This is a genomic window from Streptococcus oralis (genome assembly GCF_003943825.1).
Taxonomy (GTDB): Bacteria; Bacillota; Bacilli; order Lactobacillales; family Streptococcaceae; genus Streptococcus; species Streptococcus oralis_CD.
Window position 1 is genome coordinate 171,095 of record NZ_RJNJ01000002.1, and the last position, 14,876, is coordinate 185,970.

Annotated in this window: 17 protein-coding genes; 10 read left to right on the plus strand and 7 right to left on the minus strand. The window is 38.5% G+C overall.

Annotated features, from left to right (window positions below; genetic code table 11):
• The first annotated feature begins 81 nt into the window (after positions 1 to 81).
• From D8863_RS02545 to xerS, 10 genes are all read left to right on the plus strand, one after another.
• Positions 82 to 507 (plus strand): hypothetical protein, encoded by a 426-nt coding sequence (locus D8863_RS02545; RefSeq protein WP_185761435.1) that lies wholly within the window; start codon positions 82 to 84, stop codon positions 505 to 507.
• Between the two features lie 96 nt (positions 508 to 603).
• Positions 604 to 1,047, plus strand: coding sequence for a hypothetical protein (locus D8863_RS02550; protein WP_001027475.1), 444 nt, complete (start codon positions 604 to 606; stop codon positions 1,045 to 1,047).
• Positions 1,048 to 1,151: 104 nt separating this feature from the next.
• Positions 1,152 to 1,574, plus strand: coding sequence for a hypothetical protein (locus D8863_RS02555; protein WP_125440981.1), 423 nt, complete (start codon positions 1,152 to 1,154; stop codon positions 1,572 to 1,574).
• 95 nt (positions 1,575 to 1,669) lie between these two features.
• On the plus strand, positions 1,670 to 2,110 hold the full coding sequence (locus D8863_RS02560; protein WP_438827522.1) for a hypothetical protein: 441 nt from the start codon (positions 1,670 to 1,672) through the stop codon (positions 2,108 to 2,110).
• Positions 2,107 to 2,439 carry a hypothetical protein gene (locus tag D8863_RS02565; RefSeq protein WP_185761436.1) on the plus strand — a complete coding sequence of 111 codons (333 nt, stop codon included), beginning with the start codon at positions 2,107 to 2,109 and terminating at the stop codon, positions 2,437 to 2,439. Before D8863_RS02560 ends, D8863_RS02565 begins: the two co-directional genes overlap by 4 nt.
• A gap of 78 nt (positions 2,440 to 2,517) precedes the next feature.
• Entirely contained in the window at positions 2,518 to 2,955 is a 438-nt protein-coding gene (locus D8863_RS02570; protein WP_125440983.1) for a hypothetical protein, read from the plus strand.
• Positions 2,956 to 4,233 carry a hypothetical protein gene (locus D8863_RS02575; protein WP_125440984.1) on the plus strand — a complete coding sequence of 426 codons (1,278 nt, stop codon included), beginning with the start codon at positions 2,956 to 2,958 and terminating at the stop codon, positions 4,231 to 4,233. It abuts the gene before it with no gap.
• Complete coding sequence (locus D8863_RS02580; RefSeq protein WP_049490587.1) at positions 4,215 to 4,607, plus strand: hypothetical protein; 393 nt, start codon at positions 4,215 to 4,217, stop codon at positions 4,605 to 4,607. The genes D8863_RS02575 and D8863_RS02580 overlap by 19 nt, the downstream gene beginning before the upstream one ends.
• Complete coding sequence (locus D8863_RS02585) at positions 4,588 to 4,878, plus strand: hypothetical protein (protein ID WP_125440985.1); 291 nt, start codon at positions 4,588 to 4,590, stop codon at positions 4,876 to 4,878. Before D8863_RS02580 ends, D8863_RS02585 begins: the two co-directional genes overlap by 20 nt.
• Before the next feature lie 149 nt (positions 4,879 to 5,027).
• A complete protein-coding gene (gene xerS, locus D8863_RS02590) occupies positions 5,028 to 6,098 on the plus strand; it encodes a tyrosine recombinase XerS (RefSeq protein WP_125440986.1) in 1,071 nt (356 codons plus the stop codon).
• Positions 6,099 to 6,177: 79 nt separating this feature from the next.
• Here the strand turns inward: xerS and D8863_RS02595 are convergent, their stop codons facing one another.
• From D8863_RS02595 to D8863_RS02625, 7 genes are all read right to left on the minus strand, one after another.
• The gene (locus D8863_RS02595) at positions 6,178 to 6,819 is read right to left on the minus strand and encodes a hypothetical protein (protein ID WP_125440987.1); all 642 of its coding nucleotides are present in this window, start codon (positions 6,817 to 6,819) and stop codon (positions 6,178 to 6,180) included.
• A gap of 105 nt (positions 6,820 to 6,924) precedes the next feature.
• Entirely contained in the window at positions 6,925 to 7,914 is a 990-nt protein-coding gene (gene lplA / locus D8863_RS02600) for a lipoate--protein ligase (RefSeq protein ID WP_125440988.1), read from the minus strand.
• A 195-nt stretch (positions 7,915 to 8,109) separates the two neighbouring features.
• Complete coding sequence (lpdA, locus tag D8863_RS02605; RefSeq protein WP_125440989.1) at positions 8,110 to 9,813, minus strand: dihydrolipoyl dehydrogenase; 1,704 nt, start codon at positions 9,811 to 9,813, stop codon at positions 8,110 to 8,112.
• A gap of 44 nt (positions 9,814 to 9,857) precedes the next feature.
• Positions 9,858 to 10,901 (minus strand): dihydrolipoamide acetyltransferase, encoded by a 1,044-nt coding sequence (locus tag D8863_RS02610; RefSeq protein WP_084849679.1) that lies wholly within the window; start codon positions 10,899 to 10,901, stop codon positions 9,858 to 9,860.
• A 443-nt stretch (positions 10,902 to 11,344) separates the two neighbouring features.
• Positions 11,345 to 12,337: an alpha-ketoacid dehydrogenase subunit beta gene (locus D8863_RS02615; protein WP_042902260.1), complete on the minus strand. Its 993-nt coding sequence runs from the start codon at positions 12,335 to 12,337 to the stop codon at positions 11,345 to 11,347.
• A gap of 16 nt (positions 12,338 to 12,353) precedes the next feature.
• Positions 12,354 to 13,322: a thiamine pyrophosphate-dependent dehydrogenase E1 component subunit alpha gene (locus D8863_RS02620; protein ID WP_000105349.1), complete on the minus strand. Its 969-nt coding sequence runs from the start codon at positions 13,320 to 13,322 to the stop codon at positions 12,354 to 12,356.
• A gap of 180 nt (positions 13,323 to 13,502) precedes the next feature.
• Positions 13,503 to 14,843 carry an MATE family efflux transporter gene (locus tag D8863_RS02625; protein ID WP_125440990.1) on the minus strand — a complete coding sequence of 447 codons (1,341 nt, stop codon included), beginning with the start codon at positions 14,841 to 14,843 and terminating at the stop codon, positions 13,503 to 13,505.
• Positions 14,844 to 14,876 lie beyond the last annotated feature (33 nt).

The following is a 14,876-nucleotide window of genomic DNA, read 5'->3' on the forward strand; positions in this document are numbered from 1 at the left end:
TAAACAACTCAATGAATTAAAGTATGGGAAGAATGTATATAGTGTCAATGCGGAATTTGCTGAGAAAAAGAGGGAATGATAATGAGTAAAGACAGATTAAGAAAAAGCTATAAACCATTATTCATAGTTTTACTATTCGTATTCATCACATTAGGAGGTGTTTTTATGTTTAGGTTGTTAGGGAAGTCTCAAGAAGAACGTCGAAATAGAGAGTATGAAGTTAGTTTGGTGAATGCGTTAAAGAATTCCTATGAAGGGATTGAGGAGATTAAGATTTCCAATCCTGATTATACAACCCCACCAGGTTCGTGGTCTTGTGATGTCGAAATTAAATTTAATGATGAAAGAACTCTTTCATATGGAATTAATCATCATTTAAACTATAAAACCAATTATGGTGGCCGTCAAGAAACAAACGAAGATTGGCAGTATTTAGAAACTCATAGAGGGAAAACTTTAAAGTCAGTGAGAATTACTTATTCTGATAGCGAGCAAGGAGAACTATGATGAATTTCCATTATACTGATGAATAATTTAAACCAAGATTATGCTGTTTATAGTGTGAACGAAAAGTCTTCAAGGAGAAAAGGGAGAAAAGCTTAAATGAATATTTCCAGCAATAAAAAAAGATATATAAGACTACTAATCGTTTTGTTACTCGTAGCCATCACAGCAGGAGCTATTTTTATGTTTAGGTTGTTAGGGAAGTCTCAAGAAGAGCGTCGAAATAGAGAATATGAAGTAAGTCTGGTTAATGCGTTAAAGAATTCCTACCAAGGGATTAAGGAGATTAAGATTATGGATCCTTACAATAATGACAAACCGGGTTCGTGGTCTTGTGATATTTCAGTACAGTTCAATGATAGTCAAACTATTACTTATGGAATTAATCACAGATTAACCTATAAAGAAAACCATGATGGTCTTATGAAAGGGGATACTAATGAAGAAATTGATCAACAATGGTCGATACTTCAAAAACACATTGGTAAAACAGAATCTACAATATTAGTACGATATTCAAATGGTGAAACAGGAGAGCAATAATGGTATTTAATTATACTGATAATCAGTTGAATAATCTAACCCAAGATTTTGCTATTTATATGGTAAATGAAGAGTTTTCAAGTAGAAAAAGGGGAAAAGCTTAAATGAATAATTCCAGCAATAAAAAAAGCCATAAAAGGATACTAATCGTTTTGTTACTCGTAGCCATTACAGCAGGAGGTGTTTCTATATTTAGTATGTTAGGAAAATCCCAAGAAGAACGTCGGAATAGAGAGTATGAAGTTAGTTTGGTAAATGCCTTAAAGAATTCATATGAAGGGATAGAAGAAATCAAAATTTCCAATCCAACATATACGAACCCTCCTGGTGACTGGTCTTGTAAGGTTGATATTTTGTTTGAAGATGGGGAAAAAATATTCTATGGAATTCCACATAACCTAGATGAGATAGAAAATTACAATGGTCGTATGACTTATGGACAGCGAGATTTTCTTAACCGAAGAAAAGGAATAACAACTAATACAGTTACGGTTACATACTCTAACAAAGAAAGAGGGGAACAGTAAATGAATTTTAATTATACTGATAAACAACTCAATGAATTAAATCAAGGGAAAAATGTATATAGTGTCAATGATGAATATGCTGAGAAAAAGAGGAAATGATAATGAATAAAGACAGATTAAGAAAAAGCTATAAACCATTATTCATAGTTTTACTACTCGCAACTATCGCAGCAGGAGGTGTTTTTGTGTTTAGTATGTTAGGGAAGTCTCAAGAAGAACGTCGGAATAGAGAGTACGAAGTCAGCTTAGTCAACGCTTTAAAAAATTCCTATGAAGGGATTGAGGAGGTAACGATTACGAATCCATCGTACAGTTCAATTCCTTCAGACGCTTGGGGGGCGGATGTGAAACTAAAATTTTTTGATGGAACATCTAAAGAACATGTTTTAGCTTTTGATATAAACTCGAATAAAATTAGGATTGGAGTATATAATAAGGATGATGAAGAATTTCAACATTTTTTAAATTCTAGGCGAGGTTCTACTAAGTCAAAAGTTAAAGTTAAATATTCGAATGGTTCAGAAGGGGAGCTATGATGAATAAATACGTGTATACAGACAAACAACTTAATGAATTGAATCAAGGTCCGAATGTTTACAGTGTTAATACTGAGTTCGCACAGCGTAAAGAAAACCGAACAAACATTGTTACTGCTAAATCAGATAACGAGTTAAAAAAGGGTGAAACCAACACCATAACCACTTCTGACGGACAAGAATTCCGCGTCGTTGCAACTAAGTCTCACAAAGGAACTGGTTTTGATGGTTTGGCGGTTGCACCTATAGTCAACGGCAAACCGGGTTATAAAAGTATAGCTGTGATTGCTGCAGGAACGGATTCAGAAAGTCCTACTAAGACCTTATAGAAGTAAATCAACTTTTTCTTATTATAGTGTAATATAGACAAATCTTATAGTATAATAAGAAAAAGGAGAAAAACTCAAATGAACAATTCTGGAATTAAAAAAAGTCATAGAAGGCTACTAATCGTTTTGTTAGTTGCATTCATTACAGCAGGAGGTGTTTTTATGTTTAGTATGTTAGGGAAGTCTCAAGAAGAGCGTCGAAATAGAGAGTATGAAGTTAGTCTGGTAAACACCTTAAAGAATTCCTACGAAGGGATTGAGGAGGTACATATAACAGACCCTTCATATGCATCAATTCCGTCTGATGCTTGGGGCGCAAAAGTTAAAATATTTTTCTCTGACAGCAAACAACTAAGTTATATAATCGCATTTAATAAACAAAATAACGAAATAAGAAGTAGAGATTTTCAAAATAGTTCTCGAAAAGATGATAATCAATATTTGATAAACCATCGTGGAATTACAGAAAAAAATGTAAAAGTGATTTATTCAAATGGTGAAACAGGAGAACAGTAAATGAATTTTAATTATACTGATAAACAACTTAATGAATTAAATCACGGGAAGAATGTATACAGTGTCAATGATGAATATGCAAATCGTGATGAAAATCAAACATATACTATTGTCAATAAAGAAGACGATAATCTATTGGAAAATGAAAAAAATATGATTACCACCTCTGATGGTCAAGAATTCCGTGTTGTTGCCACTAAGTCTGACATTGAAACAGGTTTTGATGGGCTGGCAGTTGCACCTATTGTTAACGGCAAACCAGATTATAAAAATGTAGCTGTGATTGCTGCAGGAACGGATCCTGATAGTCCGGTGAATAAAACTATGTTTGGTTCACGCGATTTCTATAGTGCCATAATTGCAAGGCAAACTTACTTATCTCCACAATATAAGGTTGCTGACCAATTTGTAAAAGAGATTATGGACGATCCTAGATATGAAGTCAGTCAACTATCAGGTTATTCACAAGGATCTTACATGCTGAAGGTGGGAGCTAAATACCACATCCCTACAACCACTTTTAATGCTTGGTTTAAATATGGTGGACTTACACTGGAAGAAAAAGCATTTATTGAAAGCAACCCTTCTATGTTTATAGATTACCGTAGAAAACATGATAATGTAGTACGTTGGAATGACTCTAATCACCCAGAAAGGTACACCAGTCCGATTGATATTACAAATTCTATGCCTAGCACGATTCATTGGATTGATGGTTCGAGCCATAAAATTGAGGACTGGGAGTTTGATCCTGTAACTGGTCAAGTCATAGATGGCAAGGGAGGAAAACCCTTAATCAGTGGTGTTTATCGAGCCTATGCCAACAGTCTCCGAGGAATGGCTCATTACAAGGACTTGAAGTCAAAATGGTCATCAGGTGGTATTAGTAGTTCTGAGGAAATATACTTAGATGCAGCTCAAGGTTCTATCCTATCATCATCTATGGCTACAGCAGCAAGAACTGGAGCTGATGAAGTGAGCGCCTTAGCCAAAAAAGCCAATCAGGAATTACAAGAAATTTGGTCAAAAATCGATTTTACAAGCTACACAGCATTAGCTCCCTATGAGGTTGATGCCATTTTTGCTAGTCAAGGTATTACTCAAGCACAGTTTATCGATACGTTTCAGGCAGAGACAAATCAAACAGCCACTAAGATGAATGCTTCCGCCCAAGCATTTGAAAATATGGATAAACAATTACAGGAAGTTATCGAAAAAACAGTAGCAACAGACAAGCAATTAGGCAAGGAGTTTCGACAATGGAAAGAAAAGATGTAAAATGGGAGGAAATAAAAGAGAAAGAAAGAGAACTATTTACTCTAGAAGAACGATATTATCAGGAAAAGAAGAAACTCGATAACAAAGTCCTTGATCTAGACGAACGAAATGCAAACTTAGAAAAACTAATTTCCGAAGAAGTAGATAAAATGTATCATATTTTGAGAAAATTTGAGACAAGTGCTGATGATGTTAGAGACTATTTTATAGAAATAGAAAATTTGAGACACTTTTCGAATCAAGTATACAGAGATCATAGGGTTAAACTCGAAGATGAGAGAGAAAAATACGATAACGAGTTTCGTAAAAAAAGAAATGATTTAGACGAAGAATTTCACAGATTAAGGAGAGATTATGCAAGCACCAATGAATGAATACTACACGGATGAAGAATACCAATATGCATTGAAACAAATGTATCGAATGATGGAAAGAAACCGAATCATTACGGAAGCAAAGTTAGCGATAACAGCAAAAAATAAATTAAAAGATAACTTTAATAAAGCAGCAAAGAAAATTGCTACAGAAACCAAATCAACCTTTACAAGCATAAACAGCCAGATGGACACTGCAATTCAAGGTAAAGTTCGCAAGAGTCTTGAAGAAAAGATTCCGAATATGTTGCTCAAGTATGATGAAATATAGAAAATACTCTAAAGAATTTTTTGGTTATTTGCTTAAAGTTATCTATTCCTAAATCTCCCCTATAACATCTTTCCGAAAAACTATAATTTTCTTGAAAAATATATGAGTCTATGCTATACTACTAGTAGACTTAATTATGGAGAAAATACATGAAACGTGAGATTTTACTGGAACGAATCGACAAACTAAAACAAATCATGCCATGGTATGTTCTGGAATACTACCAATCCAAGCTTGCTGTTCCCTACAGTTTTACAACCTTGTACGAATATCTCAAGGAATACGATCGATTTTTCAGCTGGCTTTTGGAGTCTGGTATTTCAAATGTTGATAAAATGTCTGACATTCCTTTATCAGTCTTGGAAAATATGTCTAAGAAAGATATGGAATCCTTTATCCTGTATCTACGTGAACGACCTTTGCTGAATGCCAATACAACCAAACATGGTGTCTCTCAGACGACCATTAATCGAACCTTGTCAGCCCTTTCCAGTCTTTACAAGTATCTGACCGAGGAGGTTGAAAACGACCAAGGAGAGCCTTATTTCTATCGTAATGTAATGAAGAAAGTTTCAACCAAGAAAAAGAAAGAAACACTTGCTGCTAGAGCTGAAAACATCAAGCAAAAACTCTTTCTAGGTGATGAAACAGAAGGTTTTCTATCCTATATCGATCAGGAGTACCCACAACAGCTCTCAAATCGTGCCCTCTCGTCATTCAATAAAAATAAAGAACGTGATTTAGCCATTATTGCCCTTCTCTTGGCGTCTGGTGTCCGCCTATCTGAAGCTGTTAATCTGGATCTAAGAGACCTTAATCTCAAAATGATGGTCATTGATGTCACACGTAAGGGGGGGAAACGTGACTCGGTTAATGTCGCTGCCTTTGCCAAGCCTTATATAGAGAATTATCTCGCCATTCGAAATCAACGCTATAAGACAGAAAAGACGGATACAGCTCTCTTTTTGACACTCTATCGGGGTGTTCCCAATCGTATTGATGCTTCCAGCGTTGAAAAGATGGTTGCTAAATACTCTGAGGACTTCAAAGTCCGTGTAACTCCACACAAACTACGCCATACCCTGGCGACTAGGCTCTATGATGCTACTAAATCGCAAGTTTTGGTTAGCCATCAGCTAGGTCACGCTAGTACACAAGTCACTGACCTCTATACCCATATCGTCAACGATGAACAAAAGAATGCTTTAGACAGTTTGTGAATATTACATATTATAAATTATGTAAATCAACTATCGCTAAAAAACGAAAGATCAATTCCTTTTATCTTTCGTTTTTTAGTTATTTAAACTCAATCCAGTAGTTACGGTGTGGCTCTATAATTACTGGTTTACCCCAAAAGGCTTGCAGATAGGCTAGATTTGCTGAGCTTATAGGTTTTTTTGAATCATTGAACTGCTCAGCACTCTCTCTAGTTAGAAAACATTTTACTGCTTCATAAGAAGTTCCATCAGCTGATTCTCTTTCGACTCCCATATACGAAATTTCGTCACCATTTTTAAGATCGTCAGTTAACAGTTTACCAATAAAGAATACTGTCTTATCTTTCATAAATTCATAAGCCTTACTATGTTCTAGTCGGTTATTCGCTGCAGCATACATAATACAAAAACTATCAACAATATCTTTCAAAGGCATTAAGTCTAATTTGCTTACTTTGATTTCATCGGGCAGAAGACCGCCAATTATAAGATTTTGGAAATATGCTTGCTGGATTACATTATCTAAAGCCATTCCTAAAGGTATTTGAACAGCTTGGTATCCTAAAGGTTGAAGCTCTTTGTATTTCTTATCATAATGTTCTTGTGTGATGCTTATATTTAAACTTTCAGTTTGATAAATTTCTTCATTTCTATAGAAAGCAACAACATTGCGGTCTAACTGTTCAAATAGATTAAGACTTTCTACTGGAATTTCTAACATTAATGAATAACTCCTTTTCATTTTTCATCTCTATTATAATCTAATCAGCATGATTATTAAGTTTAACCCTAATAAAAGAATCCATCATAAATGGATTCTTTTTCCTTACCCCACTACTGCTTCAGCGATTTCTTCACGGCTAATACCAGCAAAGTAGCGTGTAATATCAATAGTTTCTAAGGCCTTAAGAACATCTTCGCGTTCGTATTTCACGTCACGGAGGACATCTTCTACTGCAGCAACGTCCTCGATACCAAAGAAGTCACCATAAATTTTGATGTCTTGGATTTTTGATTCAAGAACATTGGCAAAGACTTCTACCTTACCACTAGTGAATTTTGTTCCACGACGGACGTTAAACTCAGGTGATTTGCCGTAGTTCCAGTCCCAAGTACCAAACTTTGTATCCTTGATGCGATTGATTTCAGCCAATTCTTCCTCAGAAAAAACGTATTCAGTCATCTCTGGGTACTCTTTTTTCATGTATTCCAATAGCAAATCACGGAATTCTTCAACTGTGATTTTTTCTGGTAATTCATTGACAATATTGGTTACACGAGCACGGACGGATTTCACACCTTTTGATTCAAACTTATCTTTTGAAACCTTGAGGGCATTAGCAAGGACTGACAAATCAACGTCAAAGAGCAAGCAACCGTGGTGCATGATACGGCCATTGATATAGGCTTGGGCATTGCCACAGAATTTTTTGCCATCAATCTCAAGGTCATTACGGCCTGTGAACTCAGCTTTAACGCCTAGTTGAGCCAAGGTATTGATAACTGGAGTTGAGAAGCTCTTGAAGTCAAAGGCCTTGTTTTCATCTTCTTTTGAAATGATGGTGTAGTTGAGGTTGTTTAGATCGTGGTAAACAGCTCCGCCACCACTGATACGGCGAACTACCTCAATACCATTTTCTCGAACATACTCACGGTTAATTTCTTCGATAGTGTTCTGGTGACGACCAACAATGATAGATGGTTTGTTAATCCAAAGTAGGAAGATTTGATCCTCATCCAAAAGATGTTTAAAGGCATATTCTTCCAAGGCGATATTAAAAGCAGTGTCGTTTGAATGATTGATAATGTATTTCATAGTATTTCCAAAAATTTAGTTTTTAAATTCTGTTCATAGCAATCAAATTTTCTAAAGTGGTAAAAAGAAATGTAACGTGTTATCGTTACATTTCTCGGAAAAATTGAGACAAGAGGCTCAATTTTTAGGCATGGAACTCTAATAGAGGTCCATGCCGTCCGTACTACTTTAAGAAAATTTAGTTGAAAATCTTATTTATTTTTTCTTAGGTGAATGGATAGCCATTCCTAGAACATCCGCAAATGCTTCGTACATCACTTCAGAGTAGGTTGGGTGTCCGTGGATGGTCTTCAGCATTTCCTCAACAGTGATTTCCATTTCGATAATGCTTGATGCCTCGTTAATCAATTCTGCAGCTGCAGGACCGATGATATGGACACCAAGGATTTCACCGTATTTCTTATCTGCAATGACTTTAACGAAACCTTGAGCTGCATCAGAAGCAATGGCACGTCCGTTAGCCGCAAAGTTGAATTTACCGATAGCAACATCGTATTTCTCGCGAGCTTGCTCTTCTGTTAAACCTACTGCTGCTACTTCAGGAAGAGTGTAAATGGCTGCAGGAGTCAAGTTCAATTTGGCAACAGCATGATTTCCTTTAAGGGCATTTTCAGCGGCAACTTCACCCATACGGAAGGCTGCGTGCGCTAACATCTTAGTACCATTAATATCACCTGGTGCGTAGATACCTGGAACAGAAGTTTCCATGTATTCGTTGACCTTGATGCGACCACGATCCAATTCAAACTCAACATCGCCAATACCTTCAAGATCTGGAACACGACCAATTGAAAGAAGAGCTTTGCTTGCGATAATATCGTCTTTTCCTTCAACTTTGATACGAAGTTGACCATCTTCCTCGATAATTTCTTGCAATTTTGTACCTGTCAAGATAGTCATGCCTTTGCGTTCCAAAATCAAGCGAAGATTCTTAGACACTTCCGCATCCATAGCTGGAACAATACGGTCCATCATTTCGATAACAGTTACTTTTGAACCAAATGTCATGAAGGCTTGGCCGAGTTCGATACCGACTACGCCACCACCGATGATTACGAGGCTTTCTGGTACTTCGTTCATTTCAAGAATGTCATCACTGGTCATGACAAGTGGAGATTCCATACCAGGAACGTTAATCTTACTGACTTTTGAACCACCGGCAAGGATAATTTTCTTGGTTTCAAGCAACTCTGAACCATTAACCAAGACATTCTTGTCTTTAGTGATTGTACCAACACCCTTATGAACAGTAACTCCGTAGCTACGAAGAAGACCCGCAACACCACCTACCAAGGTATTGACAACTTTAGATTTAGTTTCTAAAAGTTTGTCCATATCAACAGTGAAGTTTGGATTTTCGATGACGATACCACGATTTGCTGCATGACCGATGTTTTCGATGATTTCAGCATTGTGAAGGTAGGTCTTAGTTGGGATACAGCCGCGGTTCAAGCAAGTTCCACCGAGTTCAGATTTTTCAACAAGGGCAACCTTACCACCAAGTTGAGCAGCTTTAATGGCTGCAACATAACCAGCAGGACCTCCACCAATCACAACGACATCAAAGGCATCATCGCTCTTACCATCGTCGTTTGAGGCACTAGCTGCAGGTGCAGGTTTTGATTCTGGCGCAGCTGCTCCAGCTGTTGGGATGTTTTCCCCTTCTTCCCCAAGGTAACCGATAACTTCCGTTACAGGGACAGTTTCACCATCTCCTTTGAGGATGGCAATCAAGTATCCATCTTCTTCGGCTTCCAATTCCATGCTGACTTTGTCAGTCATGATTTCCAAAAGGATTTCTCCTTCTTTTACAAATTCTCCGACTTTCTTATTCCATTGGACGATTTGTCCTTCTGTCATATCCACGCCGGCTTTTGGCATAATTACTTCTAAGGCCATGTCTTACTTCCTTTATCTAAAACTCTAAAATAACAATAGCTAACTTAAACCAACATTGAGATTGGGTTCTCAATTAAGGCTTTCAAGTCTTTCATAAACTTAGCACCAGCCATACCATCTACAACACGGTGGTCAATAGTTAAACCAAGGCTCATGATAGGACGAATAACAATCTCACCATTGACAACAACAGGTTTCTCTACTGTTGAGCTAACCCCGAGGATTGCTGAGTTTGGTTGGTTAATAATCGGACCAAAGGACTGAACACCAAACATTCCCAAGTTACTGATTGTGAAGGTTGAATTTTGCAGTTCGCTTGGAGCCAATTTACCATCCAAGGTACGACCAATGACATCCTTAAAGGCTACAACCAACTCTGACAAGCTCATCTTTTCAGCATTGTAAACAACTGGTGTCATCAATCCGTTATCCATCCCAACCGCCATCGCAAGGTTGACATAGTTATGAGTGATAATGGTCTTGCCGTCTTCTGTCAATGAAGCGTTGATGTAAGGGTGTTTCATCAATGTTTTTACAACAGCGAGTGAAAGAAGGTCTGTTACAGTAGTCTTCTTACCAGTCGCTTCCATAATCGGATCAAGAACCTTCTTACGAAGGGCCAGCATTTCAGTCATATCAACTTCATAGTTGAGTGTGAAAGTTGGCGCAGTTAGGTAAGATTCAACCATACGTTGCGCGATAACCTTACGCATTGGTGTCATTGGAATACGCTCAATCTCACCATAAGGAGTGATATTGTCTGGAACTTCTTCCACTTTTTCGATTTGAGCAGGAGACTTGATGGTGTCGTTTTCGATATTTTCAGGAAGCAAGGCCAAAACGTCCTTCTTCATGATCTTACCACGATGACCTGTTCCTTGGATTTCCTGCCAAGCAATGTTATGTTCGAGGGCAATTCGTTTTGCAAGTGGCGAAATGCGAACCACGTTTGTGTCTTTATAAGTTTCCACGTCTTCTTTGTGGACACGACCGTTTGCACCTGAGCCAGAAACGTCGTAGAGGTTGATCCCTAGATCATTCGCTAACTTTCTAGCCGCAGGAGTCGCTCTTAGCTTGTCATCAGCCATGACCTCTCCAATTCTATACTAAGATATTTAGGACGAAGAGGGCAATGAAAAAATAGGAGATTGACGATGTGTTCGATGAACACAAGGAAATCTATCTTTTTTTCACAGACCTCCGTCCGAATTCAATTACATGATACAAAGGGCGTAAAAAGCGACTGAAAAATAGGAAATCGACGCTGGCTTCGATGAAGCCAAGGAGATTTATCTTTTTTCCGAGCTTTTAGCCCGTGTTCAACTCTACAAGTAACTTGGACACGGAACGTATCTCAAGTTACTACGGTTGCCGCTATCTGGCGGCCAACCTAGTAGACTTACTAAGTTTTTTGTCGAATATTATCGATTCGTCAAAAAATTGTCGCAACTTTACATACAACTTGGATACAAAATATAACTCAAGTTAGTAAGTCAGAAATCCTTATAATTTACATAACTTATATTATGTATTATTCTTTGTTATATGTCTTACGGATTGCATCTTTGATGCTTTCAACTGTTGGAATCATTGCATTTTCAAGGTTTTGCGCATAAGGCATTGGCACATCTTCTCCGGCGCAACGGCGGATTGGTGCGTCTAGATAATCAAATGCTTCTGATTCTGAAATAATAGCTGAAATCTCTCCGATATAGCCACTTGTTTTGTGAGCATCGTTGACAAGCACCACCTTACCAGTCTTCTTCACTGAGTTAATGATGATATCCTTATCAAGCGGAACGAGGGTACGTGGGTCTACAATTTCAACAGAAATTCCTTCTTCTGCTAATTCTTCAGCAGCTTGAAGCACACGACGAAGCATTTTCCCGTAAGTAACAACTGTTACATCTGTTCCTTCGCGTTTGATTTCCCCAACCCCAAGTGGGATTGTATAGTCTGGATCAACTGGCACTTCCCCCTTTTGGTTAAATTCGGACTTGTATTCAAGAATGATAACAGGGTTGTTATCACGGATAGAAGACTTGAGAAGTCCTTTCATGTCAGCAGGTGTACCTGGAGCTACAACCTTAAGACCTGGGATGTGTGTAAACCAAGACTCTAGAGACTGAGAGTGCTGAGCTGCAGAACCAACTCCGTTACCAGCTGCACATCGGACAGTCATTGGAACCTGACCTTTACCACCAAACATATAACGTGTTTTAGCAGCTTGGTTGACGATATTGTCCATGGCAATAACCGAGAAGTCCATGAAGGTCATATCGACAATTGGACGAAGTCCTGTCATGGCTGCTCCTGCTGCTGCTCCAGAGATAGCGGCTTCAGAAATCGGACAGTCACGGACACGCTCTGGGCCAAATTCTTCAAGCATTCCAACAGAAGTTCCGAAGTCTCCTCCGAAGACACCGACGTCTTCTCCCATCAAGAACACATTTTCATCGCGACGCATTTCCTCAGACATAGCAAGGATAATGGTGTCACGGAACGACATTGTTTTTGTTTCCATTTTTATCTCTTTCTCCTTAGTCTGCGTAAATATCTTCAAATGCGGATTCTAGTGGTGGGAATGGGCTTTCTTCCGCAAATTTAACAGAAGCTTCTACTGCTTCCTTGACTTGTGCTTGAATTTCTTCCAATTCTTCTGCACTTGCAATATTGTTCTCAATGAGGTATTTGCGAAGGTTTTCGATTGGGTCTTTTTGTTTCCACAATTCTACTTCTTCACGCGTACGATATTTACCAGGGTCAGATGATGAGTGACCAAGCCAGCGATAGGTTACACTTTCGATCAAGACTGGTCCATTGCCACCACGAACATGATCTACTGCTTTCTTAAATCCTTCATAGACATCGATGACATTGTTTCCATCTTCGATAAACATTCCAGGAATTCCATATGCCGCACTACGTTGATGGATATGCTCCACATTGGTCATTTTCTTGATATCCGCAGAGATACCGTAACCGTTGTTAATGCAGTAGAAAATAACAGGAAGTTTCCAAATAGAAGCCATGTTCACTGCTTCGTGGAAAACACCTTCGTTGGTCGCGCCATCTCCAAAGAAGCAGACAACGATTTTACCAGTATGTTGCATTTGCTGACTGAGGGCTGCACCGACAGCGATTCCCATACCACCACCAACGATACCATTGGCACCGAGGTTCCCAGCATCCAGGTCAGCGATATGCATGGAACCGCCTTTTCCTTTACAAGTACCGGTGTACTTACCAAGGATTTCAGCCATCATTCCGTTAAGGTCAATCCCCTTAGCAATAGCTTGACCATGACCACGGTGGTTTGAGGTAATCAGATCATCTGGATTAAGAGCCAGCATTGCTCCGACGTTAGCAGCTTCCTCTCCGACAGAAAAGTGAGTCATACCGGGAACTTTCCCCTTTTTCACTAACTGAGCAATTTTTAAGTCCATGCGACGGATTTCTTCCATCTTACGGAACATCTCTAGCAAAAGATTCTTATCTAAAGTTGACATAATCTTGCCTTTCTAACTTTGTTCTTACCTTACTATTTTACCTTTTTTAGTATACACTGTCAAAGTATATGGCTAATAAAATTTCACAATATAAAAAAATAAATCCCTGTTAAAACAGGGATTCTCTCTAGTTAGAGCATTTTTTTCACAAAGTTGTTTTTTCAGGATAATTTCTTAAAATTAGCTCAATCTTTTCATTACGGTTTTCAAACGCCTTTGATACAAACAACCAGAAACAATCAAGCCGGCAATTAACCCAATCCAGTAAGCAAATGCCCCTAAGTCAATTACCTGATCTAGTAGGTATCCTAGAGGTATCGCTACTCCCCAATACCCGATTAGACCAAGATAGAAAGGAACGATAGTGTCCTTATACCCTCTTAAAATTCCTTGGAGCGGAGCCGCAAAGGTATCAGCTAGCTGGAAAAAGAGACTGTAGGTTAGAAATACAGCAGTTGTTTCAATGAACTGAGGGTCATTTCCATATAAACTTGCTACACGATCTCTAAAAATGTAGAGAAAAGACAGGGTAAGACCTGCAAAAATAAGGGCGGTTACTCTCCCTATACGAGCATAGATTTTTGCATCCTCAAAACGTTTAGCCCCCACCTCGTAAGACACAACAATCGCCATAGCAGAGGAAATACTCATGGGGAAAGCGTACATGAGGCTCGAAAAGTTCATAGCTGACTGGTGGCTAGCGATGATGAGTGATGAAAACTTAGCCATGATTAGTCCCACCACGGAGAAAATAGCCACTTCCGCAAATACGGTTCCTCCGATTGGTAGACCTAACCGAACACCTTCCTTGATTTTATCTATATTGAATGGAATCCGTTTTTCAAGATGTAACGTTTTTAATCTTTCCTGTTTGAACAAAACAAGCAGGGAAATACCCAATAAAACCCAATAGGCTAGTGAAGTTCCTAGCCCTGCTCCTGCGCCACCAAGCTCAGGGAAACCGAAAGCTCCATATATCAAAAGATAGTTAAAACCACTATTGAGCGGAAGTAATAGGAGCATGAGGTACATAGATAGCTTGGTCAATCCAAGAGAATCCAACAAAGAGCGAATGACACTGAACAGCAACAAGGGAATAATTCCAATAGACAGGTACCAAAGATAGGAAACTGCAACTGCCGCCACTTGAACTTCTAGTCCGATGTTGTTTAAGACAGGGGGGGCTAAAAATACTACCATTCCAAGCAAGACCAAAGACAGTCCGAAAGCTAAATAGATGAATTGGTAAAAGTCAGATGCCACTTCCTCCTTTTTGCCCCGTCCCAGATGATGGCCTATAATGGGAACCATGGCCGAAACAATCCCTGTTAAAAAAGTAAAGAAAGGGTTCCATAGACTCGTTGCAGTTGATACTCCTGCCAAGTCCATGGTATTGTACTGCCCAGTCATGGTTGTATCAACAAATGAGGCAGAATAATTGGCAAATTGATAAATCAGGATAGGGAAGAATATCTTAAGAAATAAGACAAACTTATCTTTAAATTGATGGGTTGGATACATATACGCTCTCTATTCTTATAGTTTATAGAGCAG

Coding starts and splice junctions, on each gene's coding strand:
- D8863_RS02580 (WP_049490587.1), top strand. CDS start 4,215: ATGGAAAGAAAAGATGTAAAATGGGAGGAAATAAAAGAGAAAGAAAGA.
- D8863_RS02575 (WP_125440984.1), top strand. CDS start 2,956: ATGAATTTTAATTATACTGATAAACAACTTAATGAATTAAATCACGGG.
- D8863_RS02615 (WP_042902260.1), bottom strand. CDS start 12,337: ATGGAAACAAAAACAATGTCGTTCCGTGACACCATTATCCTTGCTATG.
- xerS (WP_125440986.1), top strand. CDS start 5,028: ATGAAACGTGAGATTTTACTGGAACGAATCGACAAACTAAAACAAATC.
- D8863_RS02545 (WP_185761435.1), top strand. CDS start 82: ATGAGTAAAGACAGATTAAGAAAAAGCTATAAACCATTATTCATAGTT.
- lplA (WP_125440988.1), bottom strand. CDS start 7,914: ATGAAATACATTATCAATCATTCAAACGACACTGCTTTTAATATCGCC.
- D8863_RS02610 (WP_084849679.1), bottom strand. CDS start 10,901: ATGGCTGATGACAAGCTAAGAGCGACTCCTGCGGCTAGAAAGTTAGCG.
- D8863_RS02620 (WP_000105349.1), bottom strand. CDS start 13,322: ATGTCAACTTTAGATAAGAATCTTTTGCTAGAGATGTTCCGTAAGATG.
- D8863_RS02570 (WP_125440983.1), top strand. CDS start 2,518: ATGAACAATTCTGGAATTAAAAAAAGTCATAGAAGGCTACTAATCGTT.
- D8863_RS02560 (WP_438827522.1), top strand. CDS start 1,670: ATGATAATGAATAAAGACAGATTAAGAAAAAGCTATAAACCATTATTC.
- D8863_RS02565 (WP_185761436.1), top strand. CDS start 2,107: ATGATGAATAAATACGTGTATACAGACAAACAACTTAATGAATTGAAT.
- D8863_RS02585 (WP_125440985.1), top strand. CDS start 4,588: ATGCAAGCACCAATGAATGAATACTACACGGATGAAGAATACCAATAT.
- D8863_RS02625 (WP_125440990.1), bottom strand. CDS start 14,843: ATGTATCCAACCCATCAATTTAAAGATAAGTTTGTCTTATTTCTTAAG.
- D8863_RS02550 (WP_001027475.1), top strand. CDS start 604: ATGAATATTTCCAGCAATAAAAAAAGATATATAAGACTACTAATCGTT.
- D8863_RS02555 (WP_125440981.1), top strand. CDS start 1,152: ATGAATAATTCCAGCAATAAAAAAAGCCATAAAAGGATACTAATCGTT.
- D8863_RS02595 (WP_125440987.1), bottom strand. CDS start 6,819: ATGTTAGAAATTCCAGTAGAAAGTCTTAATCTATTTGAACAGTTAGAC.
- lpdA (WP_125440989.1), bottom strand. CDS start 9,813: ATGGCCTTAGAAGTAATTATGCCAAAAGCCGGCGTGGATATGACAGAA.